General features: G+C 61.1%; 22 protein-coding genes and 1 riboswitch. Of the genes, 11 read left to right on the forward strand and 11 right to left on the reverse strand.

The window, feature by feature from the left end; genetic code table 11:
- Nucleotides 1-26: 26 nt before the first annotated feature.
- A complete protein-coding gene (locus tag Q1K29_RS13700) occupies nucleotides 27-1,235 on the reverse strand; it encodes an acetyl-CoA C-acyltransferase (RefSeq protein WP_300395665.1) in 1,209 nt (402 codons plus the stop codon).
- 162 nt (nucleotides 1,236-1,397) lie between these two features.
- On the opposite strand from Q1K29_RS13700, the gene Q1K29_RS13705 reads away from it, so the two are divergent.
- A complete protein-coding gene (locus tag Q1K29_RS13705; protein ID WP_300395666.1) occupies nucleotides 1,398-1,769 on the forward strand; it encodes a DUF4112 domain-containing protein in 372 nt (123 codons plus the stop codon).
- Nucleotides 1,770-1,894: 125 nt separating this feature from the next.
- Entirely contained in the window at nucleotides 1,895-2,293 is a 399-nt protein-coding gene (locus Q1K29_RS13710) for a VOC family protein (protein ID WP_300395667.1), read from the forward strand.
- A 76-nt stretch (nucleotides 2,294-2,369) separates the two neighbouring features.
- Here Q1K29_RS13710 and Q1K29_RS13715 read toward each other — a convergent pair whose 3' ends face one another.
- Nucleotides 2,370-2,672: a hypothetical protein gene (locus Q1K29_RS13715; RefSeq protein ID WP_300395668.1), complete on the reverse strand. Its 303-nt coding sequence runs from the start codon at nucleotides 2,670-2,672 to the stop codon at nucleotides 2,370-2,372.
- 262 nt (nucleotides 2,673-2,934) lie between these two features.
- Here Q1K29_RS13715 and Q1K29_RS13720 point away from each other — a divergent pair, with 262 nt between their 5' ends.
- The 7 genes from Q1K29_RS13720 to Q1K29_RS13750 all read left to right on the forward strand — a co-directional run bounded on the left by Q1K29_RS13720 (nucleotide 2,935) and on the right by Q1K29_RS13750 (nucleotide 9,953).
- Nucleotides 2,935-4,245, forward strand: coding sequence for an acyl-CoA dehydrogenase family protein (locus tag Q1K29_RS13720; RefSeq protein WP_300395669.1), 1,311 nt, complete (start codon nucleotides 2,935-2,937; stop codon nucleotides 4,243-4,245).
- A gap of 116 nt (nucleotides 4,246-4,361) precedes the next feature.
- A riboswitch (glycine riboswitch) is annotated at nucleotides 4,362-4,455 on the forward strand.
- A gap of 168 nt (nucleotides 4,456-4,623) precedes the next feature.
- Nucleotides 4,624-5,778, forward strand: coding sequence for a glycine cleavage system aminomethyltransferase GcvT (gene gcvT, locus Q1K29_RS13725; protein WP_300395670.1), 1,155 nt, complete (start codon nucleotides 4,624-4,626; stop codon nucleotides 5,776-5,778).
- An 11-nt stretch (nucleotides 5,779-5,789) separates the two neighbouring features.
- The gene (gene gcvH / locus Q1K29_RS13730) at nucleotides 5,790-6,182 is read left to right on the forward strand and encodes a glycine cleavage system protein GcvH (protein WP_300395671.1); all 393 of its coding nucleotides are present in this window, start codon (nucleotides 5,790-5,792) and stop codon (nucleotides 6,180-6,182) included.
- 3 nt (nucleotides 6,183-6,185) lie between these two features.
- Nucleotides 6,186-7,529 (forward strand): aminomethyl-transferring glycine dehydrogenase subunit GcvPA, encoded by a 1,344-nt coding sequence (gcvPA, locus tag Q1K29_RS13735; RefSeq protein ID WP_300395672.1) that lies wholly within the window; start codon nucleotides 6,186-6,188, stop codon nucleotides 7,527-7,529.
- Nucleotides 7,529-7,840, forward strand: a complete 312-nt coding sequence (locus Q1K29_RS13740) for a hypothetical protein (RefSeq protein WP_300395673.1) — start codon at nucleotides 7,529-7,531, stop codon at nucleotides 7,838-7,840. The genes gcvPA and Q1K29_RS13740 overlap by 1 nt, the downstream gene beginning before the upstream one ends.
- On the forward strand, nucleotides 7,837-9,408 hold the full coding sequence (gene gcvPB, locus Q1K29_RS13745) for an aminomethyl-transferring glycine dehydrogenase subunit GcvPB (RefSeq protein ID WP_300395674.1): 1,572 nt from the start codon (nucleotides 7,837-7,839) through the stop codon (nucleotides 9,406-9,408). The genes Q1K29_RS13740 and gcvPB overlap by 4 nt, the downstream gene beginning before the upstream one ends.
- Nucleotides 9,409-9,605: 197 nt before the next feature.
- Nucleotides 9,606-9,953, forward strand: a complete 348-nt coding sequence (locus Q1K29_RS13750; protein WP_300395675.1) for a hypothetical protein — start codon at nucleotides 9,606-9,608, stop codon at nucleotides 9,951-9,953.
- 101 nt (nucleotides 9,954-10,054) lie between these two features.
- On the opposite strand, the gene Q1K29_RS13755 is transcribed toward Q1K29_RS13750, so the two are convergent.
- The 8 genes from Q1K29_RS13755 to Q1K29_RS13790 form a co-directional block, all read right to left on the reverse strand.
- Nucleotides 10,055-10,669, reverse strand: coding sequence for an ATPase (locus Q1K29_RS13755; protein WP_300395676.1), 615 nt, complete (start codon nucleotides 10,667-10,669; stop codon nucleotides 10,055-10,057).
- Between the two features lie 12 nt (nucleotides 10,670-10,681).
- Nucleotides 10,682-11,218 (reverse strand): hypothetical protein, encoded by a 537-nt coding sequence (locus Q1K29_RS13760; protein ID WP_300395677.1) that lies wholly within the window; start codon nucleotides 11,216-11,218, stop codon nucleotides 10,682-10,684.
- Between the two features lie 90 nt (nucleotides 11,219-11,308).
- The gene (locus tag Q1K29_RS13765; RefSeq protein ID WP_084417925.1) at nucleotides 11,309-11,545 is read right to left on the reverse strand and encodes a F0F1 ATP synthase subunit C; all 237 of its coding nucleotides are present in this window, start codon (nucleotides 11,543-11,545) and stop codon (nucleotides 11,309-11,311) included.
- Between the two features lie 118 nt (nucleotides 11,546-11,663).
- Complete coding sequence (locus Q1K29_RS13770; RefSeq protein ID WP_300395678.1) at nucleotides 11,664-12,434, reverse strand: F0F1 ATP synthase subunit A; 771 nt, start codon at nucleotides 12,432-12,434, stop codon at nucleotides 11,664-11,666.
- Nucleotides 12,434-12,826, reverse strand: a complete 393-nt coding sequence (locus tag Q1K29_RS13775; RefSeq protein ID WP_300395679.1) for an AtpZ/AtpI family protein — start codon at nucleotides 12,824-12,826, stop codon at nucleotides 12,434-12,436. The genes Q1K29_RS13770 and Q1K29_RS13775 overlap by 1 nt, the downstream gene beginning before the upstream one ends.
- Before the next feature lie 127 nt (nucleotides 12,827-12,953).
- Nucleotides 12,954-16,415 (reverse strand): chromosome segregation protein SMC, encoded by a 3,462-nt coding sequence (gene smc, locus Q1K29_RS13780; protein ID WP_300395680.1) that lies wholly within the window; start codon nucleotides 16,413-16,415, stop codon nucleotides 12,954-12,956.
- Between the two features lie 23 nt (nucleotides 16,416-16,438).
- Nucleotides 16,439-17,227, reverse strand: a complete 789-nt coding sequence (locus tag Q1K29_RS13785) for a DsbA family protein (RefSeq protein ID WP_300395681.1) — start codon at nucleotides 17,225-17,227, stop codon at nucleotides 16,439-16,441.
- A 76-nt stretch (nucleotides 17,228-17,303) separates the two neighbouring features.
- Nucleotides 17,304-17,870 carry a DciA family protein gene (locus Q1K29_RS13790; protein WP_300395682.1) on the reverse strand — a complete coding sequence of 189 codons (567 nt, stop codon included), beginning with the start codon at nucleotides 17,868-17,870 and terminating at the stop codon, nucleotides 17,304-17,306.
- Between Q1K29_RS13790 and mutY the strand changes: the two genes are divergently transcribed.
- Nucleotides 17,869-18,930: an A/G-specific adenine glycosylase gene (mutY, locus tag Q1K29_RS13795; RefSeq protein WP_300395683.1), complete on the forward strand. Its 1,062-nt coding sequence runs from the start codon at nucleotides 17,869-17,871 to the stop codon at nucleotides 18,928-18,930. The two genes, Q1K29_RS13790 and mutY, sit on opposite strands and share 2 nt — an antisense overlap.
- Here mutY and Q1K29_RS13800 read toward each other — a convergent pair.
- Nucleotides 18,927-20,660, reverse strand: a complete 1,734-nt coding sequence (locus tag Q1K29_RS13800; RefSeq protein WP_300395684.1) for a cation:proton antiporter — start codon at nucleotides 20,658-20,660, stop codon at nucleotides 18,927-18,929. The two genes, mutY and Q1K29_RS13800, sit on opposite strands and share 4 nt — an antisense overlap.
- A gap of 167 nt (nucleotides 20,661-20,827) precedes the next feature.
- Here Q1K29_RS13800 and Q1K29_RS13805 point away from each other — a divergent pair, with 167 nt between their 5' ends.
- Entirely contained in the window at nucleotides 20,828-21,427 is a 600-nt protein-coding gene (locus tag Q1K29_RS13805; protein WP_300395685.1) for a LysE family translocator, read from the forward strand.
- Nucleotides 21,428-21,429: the final 2 nt, after the last annotated feature.

Here is a 21,429-nt window from a genome sequence, read left to right on the forward strand (position 1 = left end):
AATTGTGCCTGAATGACCCGTGTGGACTAGCTGTAAATCTCGAAGAGACCGGCTGCGCCCATGCCCCCGCCGATACACATGGTGACAACACCGAGTTTCGCACCACGGCGTTTGCCTTCAAGCAGGATGGAGCCCGTGCAGCGAGCGCCCGTCATGCCGAAGGGGTGGCCGATCGAGATCGAGCCGCCATTCACGTTGTACTTTTCCGGATCGATGCCGAGGCGGTCACGCGAGTAAAGGCACTGGCTGGCAAAAGCTTCGTTCAGCTCCCACAGATCGATATCGTCGACCTTGAGACCGTGACGCTCAAGCAGGCGCGGAACGGCGAAGACCGGGCCGATCCCCATTTCGTCCGGATCGCAGCCGGCAACATTGAAGCCCATGAAACGGCCAAGCGGCTCGATGTTACGCTTCTTGGCTTCTTCGGCTTCCATGACGACCACGGCTGCGGCGCCATCGGAAAGCTGGGAGGCGTTACCTGCGGTAACATACTGGCCCTGCTTGACCTTCTGGCCACCGGAGAAGACCGGCTTCAGGCCGGCAAGCGTCTCATAGGTCGTGCCCGGACGGTTGCAGTCGTCACGATCGGCGACGACGTCCTGATAGGTCTCTTCGCCGGTCTCCTTGTTGACCAGCTTCATGCGGGTGTTCAGCGGGACGATCTCTTCGGCCATCCAGCCTTTTTCCTGAAAGTTTGCCGTGCGGCGCTGGCTTTCGGCGGAATACATGTCCTGCGCTTCGCGGGAAACGCCGTACCGGTCAGCAACGATCTCGGCCGTTTCGATCATCGTCATCCAGATCGCCGGCCATTCGGCCATCAGCTTGTCTTCGGTGTAACGGTAGGTGTTCATATGGCCGGAACGGGATACCAGCGACAGCGACTCCACGCCGCCACCCACGGCAACCGACGCACCTTCGTTGATCACGGTGTGTGCTGCGTTCGCGATAGCCTGCAGGCCGGACGAGCAGAACCGGTTGATGGTCGCGCCAGACGTTGAGGACGGGCATCCTGCCCAGAGCGCGGCATTGCGAGCGACGTTGTGGCCGGTCGCGCCTTCCGGTTGGGCGGACCCGAGGAAGACGTCTTCCACCTCTTTCGGGTCGATCCCGGCACGCTCCATGGCGCTCTTGATGGCGTGGCCGGCCATGGTGATGCCATGGGTGTCATTCAGGGCGCCGCGTCCAGCCTTGGTCAGGGGCGTGCGGGCCGTTGATACGATGACTGCTTCTCTCATTTGGGTGGTCTCCTCCGATAAGGCCTTGCTTTTGTTGCGGCGCACCCTAATCGCGGTGCGAAGTTTACGCTAGTCCCCTACATGCGGCGTTTCGCGCTTCTTCACGTGCAGGGAACCTTGAGCGCTCCAGGGGGCTTGTTTCTCTGACAGGACAGGAGCTTCATGACTGACAGACCCACTTCCGACATCGACAAGCTGGCTCATTTGCTTGACTCGCAATTCAGGTTGCCGGGGACCCGTCTACGCTTTGGTCTCGACTCCCTTATCGGTCTAATCCCCGGTATTGGCGACGCCCTGACTGGCGGGCTGGGCCTCTATATCGTCAACCGGGCCCGGCAGGAGGGGGCGCCCTTCTTCATGATCGTGCGGATGCTGTCCAACCTCCTGATCGATACCATCCTTGGCGCGATTCCGCTCGTGGGTGACCTGTTCGACTTCGGTTTCAAGGCCAATCTCAAGAATACAAGGATGCTGCAGAAGCATCTGGACAAGAAGCATGGTCAGCGGGTCGACACCAGTGAGCCGGTGAGGTGATCGCCGCTTTCGGGCGGGCGCATGAATATATCGAAGCGTCCGGAGGTCGCCGACGAGGGTGAGCTGGTACCGTTACCGTTTTCGTTGCAGGATTATCGCTCCAGCGCGAAAAGGAATATACGGTCATGAGCAATGTCATCGGCGTCGGCGGTGTCTTTTTTCTATGCAAGGACGAAACGGCAACCAAAGCCTGGTATCGTGACGTGCTCGGCATTCCCGTGAATGAATATGGCGGCTTCGACTTCCCCCATGCCAGGGCAGCTGAAGCTTTTCCGCAGGGGGCACGCACCGTATTTGCGCCGTTCAAGGCTGGCAGCGATTACTTCAAGCCATCGGTCGAGACGGTGATGTTCAACCTGATAGTTGATGATCTTGATGCGGTACTTGAGCGCATCGAGACGGCCGGGGTGGAGCAGACACAGCCGAGCGAAAGCCATGAGTATGGCCGCTTCGCGTGGGTGATGGACCCGGATGGCCGCAAGGTTGAGCTCTGGGAGCCCAGGGAGCCGGTCGAAGCGGGTTGATCTCACTCACAAAAATCGGCCGTCCTTAATGATGAAGGACGGCCAAAGTGTTCAGAGAGTGAGAATGAAAGCTTACTTAGTCCTTGGCGGCCTTGTTGCACTTTGCGAGGTCTTCCTCGGAGAGGCTTTCCTCAGCAGTGCTGAAGGCGGCAAGTGCGCCAACTTCCGAGGCGACTTTCTTGCACGTGCGTACGGTCACCGTACGGCGGTTGAGTTCAGCGACGCAGGTGTCGCCGTCGCAGTTCCAGAGCGCTTTCGCTGCAATCACGCGCTCGGAAGAATCAACGGGCGTCGTCAGCTTGGCAGTGAAATTGGTGCCGGCAGCAGCTGGAAGCACGATAGCTGCCATTGCGGCGGTGAGGGAGAGGCTGCGGAGCATGGGAGGAAACCTTGTTTTGAGAAGTCTTGGTTTGTCGTTCTGCGGGCCATTGTCTTCCGGCCCTGTAGCGCAACACTATGACTGCTGAATATTTTGTCAATCGTTCACTGTTGATTATTCTCTGACACGATCACGGGGCTGCGGTGTCCATTGCGGATTACGCAAGAAAAAAAGTTTTCGGTGTTGACGCAACGGCGCTGATTGAAGCGAGCCTCCCGGCCAGTATCCTCCCTGAAGATATAAGAATGCCAGGGAGGCACTCATGGATTTCAATATTCCCAAGGACCTTGCCGACTATCTGGTCGTCCTCGACAACTTCATCGAGGAAAAGATCAAACCGCTCGAGCAGGCCGACGACAATATCCGTTTTTTCGACCATCGCCGCGAATGGGCGCGTACGGACTTTGACAATGGCGGCTTGCCACGCCCGGAATGGGAAGAGCTTCTGACGAAAGCCAAAAGGCTCGCCGACGAGGCCGGTCACCTTCGTTATGCGCTCCCCAAGGAGTTTGGCGGGCAGGACGGGACCAATCTCGGCATGGCGGTGATCCGTGAGCATTTTGCCCGTATGGGGCTGGGCCTCCACAACGACCTGCAGAACGAACACTCCATCGTGGGCAATTTTCCACAGATCCTGATGCTGCGGGACTTTGCGCGCGACGACCAGAAGCATCTGGCCGACGCGGCACTCAAGGGGGAGTTCAAGGCCTGCTTCGGCCTCACCGAGCCAGACCATGGCTCTGACGCGACGCACATGGAAACCCGCGCCGTCCGCCAAAAGAAGGATGGCAAGGATGGCTGGCTGATCAATGGCGCGAAGATGTGGATCACAGGCATGCATGTCGCCTCGCACATCATGCTGTTCTGCCGCACCTCCGGCGAGGATGGCGATGCGAAGGGAATCACCTGCCTGATTGTCCCTGCTGATGATCCTGCGATCGAGATCGACGAGTATATGTGGACGTTCAACATGCCGACCGACCACTGCCGCTTCTACATCAAGGACCTCTGGGTACCGGAAGATGCCGTGTTCGGTCCGCCTGAGGGCGGCCTCGCGCTCGCCCAGCATTTCGTGCATGAAAACCGCATCCGCCAGGCGGCCAGCTCCTGTGGCGCGGCGATGTACTGCATCACCGAGGCGATCAACTACGCCAACGAGCGCAAGCCCTTCGGCAAGTCGCTTTCGCACAACCAGGCGATCCAGTTCCCGCTGGTTGAGCTGGCCACTCAGGCGGAAATGCTTCGTCTCCTGATCTTCAAGACGGCCTGGCAGATTGACCAGATGTCCAAGCCGGACGTCGCGATCTACCTCTCTGACAAGGTCTCGATGTGTAACTATTATGCGAACCGTTTGTGTTGCGACGCGGCCGATCGGGCGATGCAGGTCCATGGCGGCATGGGGTACTCGCGCCATAAGCCGTTCGAGCACATCTACCGCCACCACCGCCGCTATCGCATCACCGAAGGCTCGGAAGAGATCCAGATGCGTAAGGTCGCTGGCCACCTGTTCGGCTTCATGGGGCCCAACAAGGGCAAGAACCGCAACGAGCCTTTCGATTTTGCGATCCGGTAGGCGATAAGCTGCACCGCACATCTGCCCACAATCCGGGCACTGCATGCTCTCTCGCAGCTGCGTGAAAGACTCCGGCTTGCTGAAAGGGCGAGTCTGAAATAGGTGTGGGGTAGCAGTAACTCCTCCCCGGGAGAGAGCAGGCGCAAGTGGCCTGCCGCCGAAGGCGCAACCGCCCCGGAAACGCTCAGGCAAAAGGACCGGGAGAGGGACAACACGCTGGAAAGAGGCGGGCCGGTTTCGACTGGCCCCAGGCCTCGCCGAAGGAGCAAGCCGGCTGCCAGGAATGGCAGCGGCGGAATCTCTCAGGCGCCGAGACAGCGGGGGCGGCCACTTCCTCGAAAGGCGAGGGCCCGTGGCCGTTTGACCGCAAAGGGCGCCATGGCAAATCAGGTTTCAGAAGACCTCAGGAAAACACCGCTCCACGGGCTGCACGAATCGCTCGGCGCGAAACTTGTGCCGTTCGCTGGCTATGAGATGCCGGTGCAGTTTGAAGGCGTAAAGCCCGAACATCTCTGGACGCGCGAGCATGCCGGCCTGTTCGATGTTTCGCATATGGGACCATGCTTCCTCACGCTCCGTGAAGGCGTCAGCGAGGATCCGGCCGCCCATGACAAGATCGCAGCCATGGTCGAGGAACTGGTGCCGAGCGCCATCGCGACGCTGAAGCCCGGTCAGGCCCGTCTGACGGTGCTGCTGAATGAGGACGGCGGGATTCGTGACGATCTCATCATCACGCGTTTGCCTGACGAACATCAGAACGGCCGCCTTTACATCGTTGTGAATGGGGCTGTGAAAGACCAGGACTGGGCGCATTTTGAACAGAAGCTCGCAGGCCGCGCGGTGGTTCAGCGCGCTGATGACCGCGTGCTGATGGCGCTTCAGGGGCCGAAAGCGGTCGACGTCCTGAAGGATGAGTTTGCCGGGTGCGAGGACCTGTCCTTCATGCGCTGCATGCTGGCGGCCTGGGGCGGCGCTGAATGCCTCATCAGCCGCTGCGGCTATACCGGCGAGGACGGCTTTGAAATCCTAATCCCTGCCGCTGCCGGAGAAGAGCTTGCGGCGAAACTGCTCAAGGACGAGCGCGTGAAGCCCATTGGTCTCGGTGCGCGCGACAGCCTGCGCCTGGAAGCCGGTCTCTGCCTCTATGGCCATGACATGGACACCTCCCGCAACCCGGTCGAGGTCGACCTGCAATGGGTGATCCAGAAATCACGCCGCGAACGCGCCGACTTTCCGGGCGCGGAAGTCGTGCTTGAGGCGCTGTCCAACGGACCAAAGGAAAAGCGCGTGGGCATCCGCCCACTGGAGCGCGCCCCGGCCCGCGAAGGCACCGAGATTCATGTGAACGGCGAGGCTGTGGGCGTGGTCACGTCCGGTGGCTTCGGCCCGAGCGTCGATGGACCGGTGGCCATGGGCTATGTCCGCGCCGATCTCGCGGAACCGGGCACGCCTGTCGAACTTATGGTGAGGGGGAAACCGCGCGCCGGTGAAGTCGCCGCGCTCCCCTTTGTCGAACATAATTACAAACGTTGAGGACCAGCCAGATGACGCAACATTTCACCCAGCAAGTCACCTTCTACACCGAAGACCATGAGTGGGTCACCGTGCATGGTGACCTGGCCACGGTCGGCATCACCCGTTACGCCGCCGAGCAACTTGGGGATGTCGTTTTTGTCGAAACCCCGGAGGTCGGAAAGACCTTCAAGAAGGGCGACGAGATGGCCGTGGTCGAAAGCGTAAAGGCTGCGTCTGATGTGTACGCACCATTGTCCGGCGAAGTCATCGACACAAATGGCGAACTGGCCGATGCGCCGGAAAAGGTCAACGACCATCCTGAAACCGAAGGATGGTTCTGCGTCATCAAGTTTTCTGACGGTGCTGAAACCAAGGGCCTGATGGACAAAGACGCCTATTACGAATTCTGCAAGGGGCAATAGACGATGCGTTACCTGCCGCTCACACCTGAAGACCGCAAATCCATGCTCCAGACCATCGGGGCGAAATCGGTCGATGATTTCTACGCCGATGTGCCGGAGGCTGCGCGTCTGGGTGGCAAGGTGGAAGGCCTGCCCGATCATCAGGGCGAGCTCGCCGCTGAGCGGCATATGGCAGCGCTGGCGGGCAAGAACCGCACTGCTTCTGAGGGCCGGTTCTTCGTCGGCTGCGGGGCCTACAAGCACCATGTGCCCGCCAGTGTGGACCATATCATCCAGCGCTCGGAATTCCTGACGACCTATACGCCGTATCAGCCGGAAATCGCGCAGGGCACGTTGCAAACGCTGTTCGAATTCCAGAGCCAGGTTGCCGCACTGACGGCGATGGATGTCGCCAACGCCTCCATGTATGACGGCTCCACGGCCTGCGCTGAGGCTGCGCTGATGGCCTGTCGTGTGACCCGCCGCAAGCGCGTGGTGCTTTCCGGTGGCCTGCATCCGCACTATGCCGCGGCCACGCGCACCGTCTGTGAGGCGCAGGGCATTGAGGTCGTGCAGTTGCCGCCAGCCGTGGATGACGAGCTGGCACTGAAGGATGCTGTCACGGACAAGACAGCCTGCGTGATCGGCCAGAGCCCGAACGTGTTTGGCACGGTGACAGACCTGTCGCCTGTCTCCGAAGCCGCTCATGCCGATGGGGCGCTGCTGGTTTCGGTTTTCACCGAGACGGTCTCGCTCGGCATGGTCACCCCACCCGGGGAGATGGGGGCTGACATCGCCGTTGGTGAAGGTCAGTCGATCGGCAATGCGCTGAACTTTGGCGGGCCATATGTTGGCCTTTTCGCGACCAATCAGAAACATGTCCGTTCAATGCCCGGCCGGCTCTGTGGCGAGACGGTCGATGCCGATGGCCAGCGCGGCTTCGTGCTGACACTGTCGACGCGCGAGCAGCATATCCGCCGCGACAAGGCGACGTCGAATATCTGCACTAATGCCGGGCTCTGCACGCTTGCGTTTACGGCTCACATGACGCTGCTCGGCGACAAGGGGCTCACGCAACTGGCCGAACTCAACCATGAGGCGGCCTGCGCACTGGCCGATGCGCTCGAAGGCGTGGACGGTGTCGAAATCCTGACGCCGCGCTTCTTCAATGAGTTCGCTTTCCGTGTGCCTGGAAATGCCGAAGCCGTCCTCGCCCAGCTCGATGAGCTTGGCGTGATTGGCGGCGTGCGCGCTTCACGCCTCTTCCCCGGCAAGAAGATGGACGATGTCATCATCACCTGCGCCACCGAGTGTACGACAGAGGACGACATCAAGGCCTATGCCGACGCTCTCCGCGAGGTCCTTTGATGGTCGACACCCCTCAGCACCAGGAAGCCTGGGACCACAAGCGCGCGATCCTCGAATACGAGACCTTCCTTGAGGAAATCTTCGAGCGGATCGGCGGCAACCCGGCCAAAACCAAAAGGCGCAAGGACCAGTTCAAGGCGCTGTATGAAGACCCCGCGCTGTGGCGCGATCCGGAGTCGTTCCGGAAGCTCTATGAGGACCTGCGCAAGGAAATCATCGCGCTCGGCCAGATCTATGTCGGTGCCATGAACAAGCGCATCCATGAGAAATTCGGACCCAACAGCCCACACAAGGTGGAGGCACGCGTATGACCATGAATTCCCAGGGCCGCTCGACGGCGCCCGCCGATGCAACGACAATATCCGACATCCATACGATTTCCGGGTCACGTGGGCTGCTTCAGCGTGAGGACCTGATCTTCGAGACCGGTTGCGTCAACAAGACGGGCGTCGACCTGCCAAAGCCGAAGGGCACGAAATCCCGGCTCGGTGGCGTGATGCGGAAGCGGTCGACAGAGCTTCCCGGCCTCTCGGAACCAGAGACCGTGCGTCACTATGTGCGCCTGTCGCAAAAGAACTATGCCATCGACCTCGGCCTGTTCCCGCTTGGCAGCTGCACGATGAAGCACAATCCGCGGCTGAATGAGAAAGTCGCAAGGATGCCGGGCTTTTCCGACATTCACCCGCTGCAACCGCAGGCGACCGTCCAGGGTGCGCTTGAGCTGATCGACCAGCTAGCGACCTGGCTGAAGACGCTGACGGGAATGCCCGCTGTCGCAATGAGTCCAAAAGCCGGTGCGCATGGCGAATTCTGCGGGATGATGGCGATCCGTGGGGCCCTGATGGCGCGTGGCGAGATCGAGACGCGGACCCGCGTCCTCGTTCCGGCGTCTGCCCACGGCACCAACCCTGCGACAGCCGTGCAGTGCGGCTTCAAGGTCGACGAGATCAAGGCCGACAAGCGCGGCCGGGTCGATATGGAAGACTTCAAGGCGAAGCTGGAAGACAGTTCCGACATTGCCGGCATCATGCTGACCAACCCTAATACGTGCGGCCTCTTCGAAACTGATATTTGCGAGATTGCCGAGCTGATCCACGAGGCGGGTGGGTATTTCTATTGTGACGGCGCGAACTTCAACGCCATCGTTGGGCGTGTGCGTCCTGGCGATCTTGGTATCGATGCCATGCACATCAACCTGCACAAGACCTTCTCCACGCCGCATGGCGGCGGCGGGCCTGGCGCTGGGCCGACCGTGTTGTCGGAAGCGCTCGCTGATTACGCGCCCGTGCCCTTCGTCGTAAAGGATGAGGATGTCTATAGCCTCGTCGAAGAAACCGAGGGCGAGGGCGAAGAAGCGTTTGGCCGGCTGTGCGCCTTCCATGGGCAGATGGGCATGTTCACCCGTGCCCTGGCTTATATGCTGAGCCATGGCGCGGACGGCCTGAAGCAGGCGGCAGAGGATGCGGTCCTCAACGCCAATTACATCCAGACGCGCCTGAAGACAGTGATGAGCCCGGCCTTTGACGGCTACTGCATGCACGAGGCGCTGTTCTCGGACGCGTTCACGGGTGGCGACATCGATACGCTCGATATCTCGAAGGCCCTCATCGACGAAGGCTACCATCCGATGACCATGTACTTCCCGCTGGTGGTTCATGGCGCGATGCTGATCGAGCCCACCGAGACCGAGAGCAAGGCCGAACTCGACCGTTTCTGCGATGCCCTCACGGGTATTGCCGAGCGCGCCGCCCAGGGTGATGAGAGCCTCAAGGGCGCGCCTTACCTTGCTCCCATGCGCCGCCTCGATGAGACGCAGGCGGCTCGCAAGCCGGTCTTGCGCTGGACGCCGCCAGAACCGGAGTCGATGGCGGCGGAGTAGGCCGGAACCCCCATCATCAAAATCCTCGCGAAATGCCCTGGTCGTGCTGGCCGGGGCATTTTTTTAAACCGGGAACGGGCTTTGCATGAGCGGGTTGGTCTGGAGGAAGACAAGTTTCTGGCTCTTGCCCGAAATTCATCACTTTCAGGCGCTTAATCTGCTAGGCAGAACGAGACAAATTTCCCATATATCTGCGGATGCCGAATACACAGCCCGAGCCGGACGACGAGACAAAGACGACGATGAAGATTGAACAAACCCGGCGCGTGCCCATTCAGTCGGTGACTACAGGCCTCAGAACCTTGCTCCGGCAATTCCTGGCGCTGCTCGGGCTGGTTTTGATCATTGTTGCAATCCCGATTGCCTTCGTGACACCCATCCTGCCCATCGGCCTGCCGATTGCCATTCTCGGGGTGGTGCTGCTCGGCCGGAATGCGATCTGGGGCAAGCGCTGGATGGAGAGCATGCTGGCGCGTAATCCGCGCCTGGAGCGCTTCGCGCCCAACTGGCTCATGCGCGCTGTCTTTGGCCGCGACAAGGCATAGGTTCTGGTCTCGAAGACCGGCTCGGATAAAACAGACCAAAGAAAAAGCCCCGCCGTTTCCGAGCGGGGCTTTGTGATTTTTTGCTGGTTGCTGGTGAAACCCTAGTTCAGCGCTTTCTCGATCTCGTCGAGCGCTTCTGTAAAGAGTTCGCTGCGCTTGCTGGATCCGGCAAGAATGTCCTTCGAGGCACGCGTGGCTGCGTCTGCAGCGGCACGGCGGACATCTTCGGCGGCTTCAGCTTCGGCGCGGGCGATGCGAGCTTCTGCCTGAGCCTCGCGGCGGGCCACCTTGTCGGCGAGATCCTTGCGGGCCTGCTCAACCATCAGCTTGGCGTCAGCCTTGGCCTGCTTGATCATGGCCTCGGCCGTCTGATCAGCTTCCTTCTGCTTGCGCTCGGCTTCAGCCAGCATGGCAGCCGCTTCCTCACGCAGGGCGCGGGATTCATCCAGTTGCTTCTGGATGCCTTCTGCCCGTTCATCGAGCGAACGCCCGACGAATTTGAAAGCGCCAAGTGCGCCAGCGATGATCAGGAAAACGACAAGCGCCGAAAACGCGACATTGGTTGTCGGGTCGGTAAAGGGCTCAAGGATGTGATGAAACCCGGTCGAGCCTTCGTGGCCAGCCGTGTCGGCAGGGGTATGATCGTCGGATCCCTGCGCCAGAGCCGCAAGCGGCATCGCAGCAGAGAGGACAAAGGTTGAGAAGAAGCGGGACATGCGCATGGGCTCCTAGTCCTTGTTCACGCGCTGGACGGCGGACTTGGCGTCCGCGTCGCTGATTTCGACGCCGAACCGGGCCAGCATGACCTGGGTCGTCTCGGTCGCGATGGAGTCGACATTGGCAAGCGCTTCAGCGCGGACCTTGCGGATACGCCCTTCGGCCTCATCAAGGCGCGTGGCGAGATCGGCATCGACCTTCTGTGTCTCTTCAGCAATCTCTGCCTCGACCTTGGCGCGAGCCTTGTCAGCCGTCTCGCGGGCCTTCGAGCGCGCTTCAGCCAGGTGAAGTTCCTGCTGCTTCTTGGCTTCCTTGGCCTGCTCGTCGAGGCGGGCAGCTTCATCAAGCGAGTCGGCGATCGTGTCTCCGCGCTTCTCGATGACGCCACCGAGTTTCGGCAGCACAAAGCGCGACAGGACGATGTAAAGTCCGCCGAAGAGGATCACCAGCCAGAAGATTTGCGAAGGGAAGTGCCACGGGTCAAATGGCGGAAAGGCGGCGCTTCCAGCTTCTTGCGTGGCCGATGCGGCAATCGTCAGGAACGTCATGGCGTAACCTTGCTAAGGCAGGGGCAGCTGCGAATTCGAAAAGGCTGGCCCGGCAGAAACCGCCGGGCCAGCGATCGGGTATCTGTCCGTTTAAACGACGAACAGGATCAGGATGGAGACCAGGAAGGCAAGGATGCCGAGCGCTTCCGAAAGGGCCATACCGATGAAGAGGTTACCGGTCTGCTGCGGGGCAGCGGACGGGTTGCGCATTGCGGCGTCGAGGAACGAGCCGAAGATGTTGCCAACACCGATAGCCGCGCCGATCATGCCGAGCGTGGCGAGGCCTGCACCGACATATTTGAGGCCGAGAGTGATATCGCCTTCCATTTGATGATCTCCTTTGGGAAAGACTGATGTTTAGGTTTGGTGCCCGTGAAGCCTGTTCGTGCGGGCGCGTCAAGGGTTGTGGCACGGCACGTATGGCCGCACCGGCGAAGTTTTGACCTTAGTGAGCCGGGTGAAGTGCGTCGTTGAGGTAGACGCAGGTGAGGATCGCGAACACGTAAGCCTGTAGGCCGGCGACCAGGAATTCCAGCGCATTAAGCGCAACACCCATCGCGAAAGCAAGCGGCGCGATCACGATGTAGGCGCCCCCGAGCGTGGCCAGCGTCACAGCGAAACCTGCGAACAGCTTCAGCATGATGTGACCAGCGAGCATATTGGCGAAGAGACGCAGCGCGAGTGTGACCGGGCGGGCGATGAAGGAGATAACTTCGATCGGGACCAGCAGGATGTAGATCGGCCACGGCGCGCCTGCGGGGGCAAACAGTTTGAAGAATTTCAGGCCGTTCTTCATGAAGCCGTAGACGATCACGATCGAGATCACGAGCATTGCAAGCACGCCTGTCACGATCACATGGCTCGTCGTCGTAAAGGCATAAGGGACCATGCCGATCATGTTCGCGAAGAACACGAAGAAGAAGAGGGTGAAGACGAAGGGGAAGAATTTCAGGCCTTCCTCGCCAGCCGCACCACGGACCATGTCGGCGACAAAGCCGTAGCCGATCTCCGCGACCGACTGCATGCGCGACGGCACAAGTTTGCCGCGCGAAGCGGCCATGCCAAAAAACGCCACGATCAGCACACAGCCGAGCAGCATGTAGAAAGACGCATTGGTGAAGGAGAGGTCCAGGCCGCCAATTGGCCCGATCTCGATCAGCTTCTTCACCTCGAACTGGTGCATCGGGTCGGCGACCTGCCGGAAGGAGAGATTCATCAGCCCTTAGTCCCGTTTTCCGGACCGTCTGACTGGTCCGTTGCCTGAAGTTTTCCATCCGCCATCAACTGGCGATAGGCGCGTATAACATTGAGGATACCGGCTGCAAGGCCGAATCCCAGCATGACAAGCAATCCCCACGGCTTGGTGCCGAAGAAGTGGTCGATCACCAGCCCGAGCAGGATCCCGACAAACACCGACGCACCAAACTCCGCTCCATAGCGAAGCGCGAGGCCGCCGGCCGAAACCGAGCTGTCCATCTCTGCATCGCGCCGCGCTTTCTTCGCTTCCCGTTCAGCTCGTTCTTGCTGGGCCTTCGCGATCCGTTCGCTGAGATCATTCCGCTCTGGACCGGCCATGGGAGACGCCTGATTGCCGCTCGAAACAGACATGGGGAGGACCCCCTGTCATTTGCGCCGGAAGCTATTTGAGGGGTCCGGCCAAGTCAAGCCAGTGATTTGCGCCGTAAGTGTTTGAAATATAGGATTTTTTATGTGAACGCCCATTTGACGCAGCGGCTTATTCGGCTGCGACCAGTTCTTCAGCGGCATCAAGGTCGACGGAGACGAGTTTCGAGACGCCTTTTTCACGCATGGTGACACCGTAAAGACGGTCCATCCGGCTCATCGTGACAGCGTTGTGCGTGATGACGATGAAGCGGGTGTCGGTGCGCCGGCGCATCTCGTCCAGCAGGCGGCAATAACGGTCGACGTTTGCGTCATCGAGCGGTGCATCGACCTCATCAAGCACGCAGATGGGCGAGGGACGTGACAGGAAGACGGCGAAGATCAGCGCGGTGGCCGTCAGGGCCTGTTCACCGCCCGACATCAGGCTAAGCGTGCCGAGGCGTTTGCCCGGCGGTTGAGCCATGATCTCCAGGCCAGCATTCAACGGATCGTCGTCGTCGACCAGACGAAGCTCGGCCTCGCCACCGCGGAAGAGCGTGGTGAAAAGCGCCTTGAAGTGTTCGTTGACCCGCTCGAACGCTTCCAGCAGGCGCGCGCGGCCTTCATCATTCAAGGCAGAGACGCCATCGCGCAGCTTGGCGATAGCCTGAATCAGGTCTTCTTTCTCGCTCGCCTGGGCGCCAAGGCGTTCAGCAAGTTCCTCGGCCTCAGCTTCGGCTTCCATGTTGACGCCGCCAAGCTGATCGCGGTCACGGCGCAGGAAGTCGAGCTTCCGGTCGGCTTCGGATGATTCGAGCGTTTCCAGCTCCTCCTCATCAATACCGGCGCGCGCAAGTGTCATCAGCCCTTCCGGCATGCGCTGGAATTGCGCGCGGGCGGTTTCAATCGAGTCCTCAAGACGGCTTTCGGCATTCTCCAGCCGCACCTTCGCGCCAGCGAGCGATTCGCGCGCTTCCATGGCAGCGTTCGATGTCTCCCGGGCAAGCCGTTCGCTTTCGCGCAGGGATCCTTCCTTCTCGGCAAGCCGGTCGGCGGCCTGCTTGCGCTCTTCCTCGAACTGGGCAACCCGATCGGCGAGATGGTCGATGTCGGCTTGCATGGCTTCCGGCTTTGAGCGGGCGCGCTCGGCTTCTCCGGCGGCCTCCGAGCGGCGCTTCAAGAGGTTTTCCAGGCGCTTCTCACTGTTGGCAAGTCGGCCAGTCCAGCGTTCGACATCCTTCTGGAAGCCTTCGCGCCGGGCAATGGCCTGCTCCCGGTTACGCGTAATGTCGGCAAGACGCCCACGGCACTCGGTCTCATGCTCACGGGCTTTGGTCAGCGTTTCGCGCGTCGCCACGGCGATCGCTTCGAGCCGCTCCAGTTCGGTGTCGTCACCGCCGATTGAGACGAGCGAGAGCGATTCCTCGACCCCACGAAGGTCTGACTCGACACGTGCCAGTGCTTCGCTGGCTGATTCGCGTTTCACATCGGCGCGTTCATAAGCCTGCCGGGCTTCGGCCGTGGCCGAGCGGGCGCGGTTGAGTTCGCTTGCCTTGGGTGAGACACCGCGGCGGGTATCCTTTAGAGCATCCTCGGCTTCTGTCCGGCGCTCTCTTGCTGCAGAAAGTGCGGCCACGGCCTGCTCCAGGGCCTCGCGTGCCGGGGTGATTTCGCCCTGGGCAGCTTCCAGCCGCGCTTGCTGCGCAAGACGTTCAGCAGCCGAGACCGGGGCATCCGGCGTACGAGTGAACCCGTCCCAGCGCCAGAGATGGCCTTCGGTTGTGACCAGCCGCTGACCGGGCTTGAGATCGCCAGCCAGACGCGGACCGTCCTCGACATTTACGACGCCGCATTGAGAAAGGCGGGCGGCAAGTTCACCGGGGGCTTCGACAAATGTGTGCAGCGGCTCAGCGCCGGAAGGCAGGGCATCAGTTTTCACGTCGCGACCAGCCCAGTAGAGCGACGAATCCTTCTGTGTAGACGCCTGCAGGTCATCGCCCAGCGCAGCGGCTACGGCCTTCTCATAGCCATCGCGCGTCCGTACGCGGTCAATAACCGGCGGGGCCTGTGGCCCTTCTGCTTTCTTGAGCAGCCGCTCCAGACCGGCAATCTCTGACTCCAAGGTGCGCACGATCTGATCAGCTTCATCCTTGGGGGACTGGGCAGCGGCTTCGGCTTCCCTTGCTTCTGCGAGCGTGGATTCGGCTGCATCGACAGCGCGTTCGGCGTCGTGAAGCGCAAGTTCTGCGGCCTCTTCGGCCTTTTCCGCGTCTGCAAGCCTCGTCTGAAGGGCCGCAGTATCGGGCATGTCTGCAAGCTGCTGTTTCAGGCGTGCCGCGTCAGCTTCAAGGCTTGCCTTGCGCCGGCGCTGGGCTTCGGCGCTTGCTTCTGCCGCCTGGCGCTCAGCCTTCATGGAGGCGAGCTTGGCAGAAACGTCATCGGCGGCTGCCTGCGATTCATTAAGTTGCTGGCGGGCAGCTTCGAGATCGGCTTTCGCCTTGGTTTCGAGCTCTTCGTTGGCCTTCGGATCCTCGGTCGGGAGGGCGGCGAGATTGTCTTTCGCCTCCTCAAGCGCCTGTTCGGACTCATCCTTCTGGGCCTGCTCACGCTCGATGTCGTCCATCAGGCGGCGGGCTTCGCTTTCGTGACGGGCCAGGAGGTCGGCGGCATTCTTGCGCTCTGTTTCCAGCCGCGCCAGATCGATACGTGCCTGGCCAAGCTTTCCGGACACCACGGATTCGGCATCACGCAGGGGCTGAAGGCCGTCGCCTGCTTCAATGCGGCGGGTTTCAGCCACGGCCGCTTCACGTGAACTAAGTTCGACGGCCTCGCGGCAGCGGGTGAGTTCGGCTTCGGCTTGCGCCTTCGCTTCGCGGGCCGTTTCCCATTTGAGGTGAGCAAGGAAGGCTTCAAGCGCGGCGATCTTTTCGGAGAGTTCTTTATACTTCCGCGCCTTGCGGGCCTGTCGCTTCAGGCTTTCCAGCTGGCGCTCGACCTCGGCTGAGACTTCAGAGAGCCGCTCGAGGTTGGTCTCGGCTGCGCGCAGTTTGAGCTCTGCTTCGTGGCGGCGGGAGTTAAGGCCCGAAATGCCGGCCGCCTCCTCAAGGATGCGGCGGCGGTTCTGCGGCTTTGAGCCGATCAGCTCCGAGATCTGGCCTTGCCGCACAAGCGAAGGCGAGTTCGCGCCCGTCGAGGCATCCGCGAAGATGAGCTGGATATCCTTGCCGCGCACCGTCCGGCCATTGAGCTTGTAAGTTGACCCGGCACCGCGCTTCAGGCGGCGCTGGATTTCCAGCACATCGGCAGCGTTGAATTCCGGCGGTGCTGTGCGACGTGAATTGTCGAGCACCAGCGTGACCTCAGCCAGCTCGCGGGCCGGGCGCTGCTGCGAGCCGGAGAAGATGAGGTCATCCATCTCGCCGCCGCGCATGGCCTTGGCCGAGCTTGCGCCCATTGCCCAGCGAAGCGCTTCAAGCAGATTGGATTTTCCACAGCCATTTGGGCCGACAATGCCGGTCAGCCCCGGAAGAACCGGGATTTCCTGCGGGTCGACGAAGGATTTGAAGCCTGCAATGCGCAGTTCTGTGATGTGCAAACGCAGGCTCCCTTCTGTTGGTGTTACTGCGGTTCGGCCTCGCCAGAGGTCGGTTCGACCATGTCCGTATCGCCGGATTCGCCTTCTGAGTCTGCTTCCGGCGCAGCCTCGGCCGCTTCCGGAGCATCGGTGGCTGCAGGCTCGGCGGCGGGCGCGTCCTCGCCAAGGGCTTCGTTCAGCACGGCTTGCATGCCGTCCCAGCGACGCCAGTCATAACCTGGGAGGACCTCGCCATTCAGCAGAACGGTCGGCGTGCCTTCGACACCGTCATTCTCGCCCTGGGAAACCGACGCTGCGATGGCGCGGCGAATGCCGGAATCCTGCAGGCAGGCGTCAAAGGTTTCGGTGTCGGTGATGCCGTGATTGGCAGCGACCTGCTGAAGCGCGGCCTTAACCTGTCCGCCTTCGCGCGCAAGGCTGAGGATGCCGCGCTGGCGGTCGAACAGCTCGTCGAGGACGTCGAAATACTGGTCCTCCCCGGCGCAGCGGGCGATGGCAAAGCCTGCAACGGCGATGTTTGCTGGCGGCGTTGGATATTCGCGGAAGATGAACTTCACCTTGCCGGTTTCGACATAGTCTTCCTTGAGCTTGCCGACCACGTCATTCTGGAATTGGAGACAGGCCGGGCAGGTCCACGAAGCATATTCGATCACGGTAACCGGGGCATCCTCGGAACCAAGCACCATTTCATTGACGGCGGCACTATCAGTCGAAGCAGATCCGCTCGTGCCGGCTTCGTCCGCTGATCCACAGGCGGTGATGGCCAGCAATGAGCCGACAATCAGGACGGCGCGGCGGGAAATGGCTCTCATGATCATAACCTTTGCTTAAGAATTGAGTCGGAGTGGTTTCCAAGAGGTTAACGGTGCGTCCGGCACACCTGCCGTTTCACGGCGTTTCGGTCGTTAGCACAGCCTCACCGAGAGCCAAAACCGTCTTGCGCAGGTCCGGATCCTCGATAGTCGCAACAGAGTCGTTCAGAAGTTTCTGCTCTTCGGGGCTGAGCGGTCGCTTGCGTTTCCGCGGCGCAGGCTGCCCACCCCGCGAAAGCGGTCCCTGTACGATCCGGACCTCGGCGATGTTCCCGCCCAGCGAAGCGGCCACCCGCTGGCGGATCAGGGCGCTCTGATGCTGGACCATCGTGGATGCCGCCGGAATGCATTTTACGGTCAGCACACGGCCTTTTGCCTTGCCGCCTGCACCGATCTTCTCAGGTTCGCACACCTTGGCCAGTTGTTCGCCGACAATTTCGGGCCACATCAGCTTCAGCCGTCCGATGGCTGGCCCTTTGTCAGGCACCTTTTTGCGCGTGAGCTGCATGGCGACCTTGCCAAAGGAGTTTGGCAGCGCCTTGACCGGGCGGGCTCGCTGATAGCGAAGCGCCACCCGTGCACGGGCTTCTTCCAGCGGGTCGAGGCTTGACCTGTTCACCATGGAGAGGATTGTGCCGCGCATGCGATCAACTGAAAAGGCCGCAAGTGCGGTTTCACCGGGATTTGAAGGTTTCGCCGGCGCGCTGCTGGACTGGTATGCGCGCAGCGCCCGTGACTTGCCCTGGCGGGTCGGGCCGGCTGAACGGGCGGCTGGCACAACGCCTGATCCCTATCGCGTCTGGCTCGCTGAGATTATGCTGCAGCAGACGACCGTACCGCATGCGACCCGATATTTTCACGCATTCACCCAACGCTGGCCCACGGTCGAAGACCTTGCCGCTGCTGCCGATGGGGATGTCATGGCCGCGTGGGCGGGGCTTGGCTACTATGCTCGCGCGCGCAACCTGCTGAAATGCGCAAGGGAGATCGCCGCAGCGGGTGACTGGCCACGGAGCGAATCGGGCTTGCGCAAGCTGCCTGGCATCGGGGCTTACACGGCCGGTGCGGTGGCGGCGCTGGCCTTCGGCGAGCGAGCGCCTGCGGTGGACGGAAATGTAGACCGTGTCTTCGCACGGCTGCTGGCTGCCAAGGGCGACTGGAAAGCGGAGAAGACGCGTATCGCTTCGCTTGTCCGCGAACTCGTGCCTGCCGACAGACCCGGCGAATTTGCCGAGGCGCTTATGGATCTCGGCGCCACGATCTGTACGCCCAAACGCCCGAACTGCCTGATCTGTCCGGTAAGAGACTGGTGCGCCGCCCGCGCCGAGGGCGAACCGGAACGCTATCCGGTCAAGCCGGAGAAAAAAGCGAAGCCAAAACGCCAGGGCGAGGTTTTCGCGATCTTCCGGGAAAAGGATGTGCTCGTCGAACGCCGGCCTGATAGCGGCCTGTTGGGGGGGATGCTTGCGCTTCCCACCACCGAGTGGAGCGAAAGCGGCGCCGGCGGGCGACCGGAGTGGGCCAAAGAGAAGGGCGATGAGATTGGCGAAGTGCGCCACGTGTTCACGCATTTCGAGTTGAGGCTAACCGTCGTGTGCCTTGATCTCGAGGATACTCCTGAAGGCTTCGAGTGGATGCGGGTATCTCAGGCGGGCGATGCGTTTCCGAGTGTGTTCAAGAAGGCACTTAAGCTGGCGCTCTAGTCCTGGTCGGCCTTTCTGTACTCCTCATCGCGTTCGGATCCGATCAGGTCACGCACGGTTTCATTGGCATAGCCGAATTCCTGAAGGACGCGGCCAGCGAGCTGCAAACCAGCCTCGATGGCGTCAGGAATGACAAAGGTCGCGCCCGCCTTGCGGAGCGTCTTGCCATGCTCTGCATCGCGAGCGCGGGCGTAGATGGGGACGTTCGAGCGAAGCGAGCGGATGGCCCGCACCATGTTCTCGGCGCTGACCGGGTCATCCACCGTCACGATGAAAAGCGAGGCCCCGTAGGCGCCGGCAACCTCAAGGATCTCCTTGCGCGCTGCATCGCCCAGCTGCACCTGCCAACCCTCGTTGCGGCCCATCTGCACCGAGTTGAAGCTACGCTCCAATATGACGATGTCAGCCTGCTCTTCTTCGAGGATGCGCGCGATCGTGTGGCCGACACGACCGAAGCCGGCGATGATGACATGACCCTCGCGTTCCGAGAAATCATCATTCGAAAGCTTCTCTGGTTCGGGCTGCTTCATGCGCGCGGCAAGGGACTGCCCGAGCCGTGACGTTAGCGGGATGAGGAGCATGGAGAGACCGGCAATTGCGGTAACCGGTGTAGTCAGTTCCGGTTGCAGGATGCCGGCTCCGGCAGCGGCGGCCATGACCACGAAGGCAAACTCGCCCGCTGGCGCGAGCAGGAAGGCGCTTTCAGTTGCAACAGGGGCCGACCCGGTAAAGAGGCGTGCCGCGGTCCAGGCCACCAGCGTCTTGAGAATGAGAAGCCCAGCCAGACCACCGAGAACGATTGGGGCCAATTCGGCAATAACGGTGAGGTCTAGGCCCATGCCCACCGTCATGAAGAATATACCGAGAAGGAGGCCCTTGAACGGGTCGAGATCAACCTCTGTCTGATGGCGGAATTCCGTCTCGCCGAGCAACAGTCCGGCGAGGAACGCGCCTAGCGCAACCGAAAGCCCCGCCATGCCCGTCATCACTGCAGCGCCGATCACAACAAACAGGGTCAGCGCCATGAGGAAATCGCGTCCGCCGGTCTGTGCGGCAAGCCGGAAGACATGTTGCAGAACAAAGCGTCCGGCGATCACGATGATGATGATGGCAATCAGCCCTTCGAACAGGGCCCGCAATACGCTCTGGACGATGTTGACTCCCGTTTCGGGCGAAAGGAATGAGACAAAGATCAGGATTGGCGCAACGAGAATGTCCTGGAAGAGCAGCACGCCGAAGGCGGTTCGCCCGGCAGGCGTTGCCGCGCGGTGCTCACTTGTCAGGACCTGCATGACGATGGCGGTTGAGGACAGCGCAAGGGCCAGCCCGATCACGGCGGCCGCCTGCGCGTTGACACCAAAAGCCCAGAGGCCTGTGCCGATCAGAGCGGCGCTCGCAATCGCTTGTGTCCCCCCAACGCCAAATACGATGCGTTTCATGTCCCAGAGTTTTTCGAAGGACAGTTCCAGACCGAGCAGGAAGAGCAGGAAGAGGACGCCCAGTTCGGCAAAGGGGGCGGCCGCTTCCGGCTCGGACACGGTGATAAACTGTAGCGGATCCCACAGATGCTCGAAGGCACCGAGCCCGTGCGGGCCGAGGACGACCCCTGCAATCAGGAACCCGGCGACGACAGGTAGTTTGAGGGCACGGAAGGCCGGGACGATGACGCCTGCCGCAAAGAGGAAGACGAGCATGTCCTTCAGAAATATTTCCTGGCCTTCGTGCCCCATACCATGCCCTTCCTTTTGCTTGCTCCAAGGCGCTCCACGCTCACCATAGGCGGTCTGTCCTGCGGCGTCAGCACCTGTCCGAAGACGCTTGGCTGATCACAAGATTCGGGTGGCTTGGACGGTCTGGAAACGCAACAGCTCTCTCAGGTTCTATCTGGAGATAGCCGATGTTCGAACTGACCGCAGCGTTGATCGTATTCCTGTTCCCGCTGGCCTACAGCCCCGGTCCGGGCAACATGTTCTTTGCCGCAAATGGTGCACGATTCGGGTTCGCTGCCACCCTGCCGGCCAGTGTTGGTTATCATGTTGCGACCTTGCTGGTGACGCTGGCGATCGGGTTCGGTTTCGAGACGACGCTGCAGCGTTCTCCCATCCTGTTTCAGGTTATCAAGTGGGCCGGCTCGGCCTATGTCCTTTACCTTGCCTGGAAACTGTTTCGCGCGCATGCCATCGACAAGGTCGGCGAAGCCCGTCCGGCCGGCATGTGGGGCGGGGCGGTGCTGCTGCTGCTCAATCCAAAAGCCTATGTAATCATAGCGCTAATGTTCAGCCAGTTCCTGGAGGTCGCGGCCTCTTCCGGCGAGGTTATTGCCGTCGGCTGGATCAGCAGCGTGTTCACGCTGAACAACCTGGTGGCCTTCACTGTCTGGACGCTTGTCGGCGGTCAGATTGCAGGATTGTTCCGGGATGAGGCGCAGGCCCACCTTCTGAACAGGGTGTTTGGTAGCGTGCTTGCCCTCGTCGCGCTCTGGATGATGTTCGGATAGGC

The sequence above is a fragment of the Henriciella sp. genome (genome assembly GCF_029937755.1).
In the GTDB taxonomy this organism is placed as follows: Bacteria; Pseudomonadota; Alphaproteobacteria; order Caulobacterales; family Hyphomonadaceae; genus Henriciella.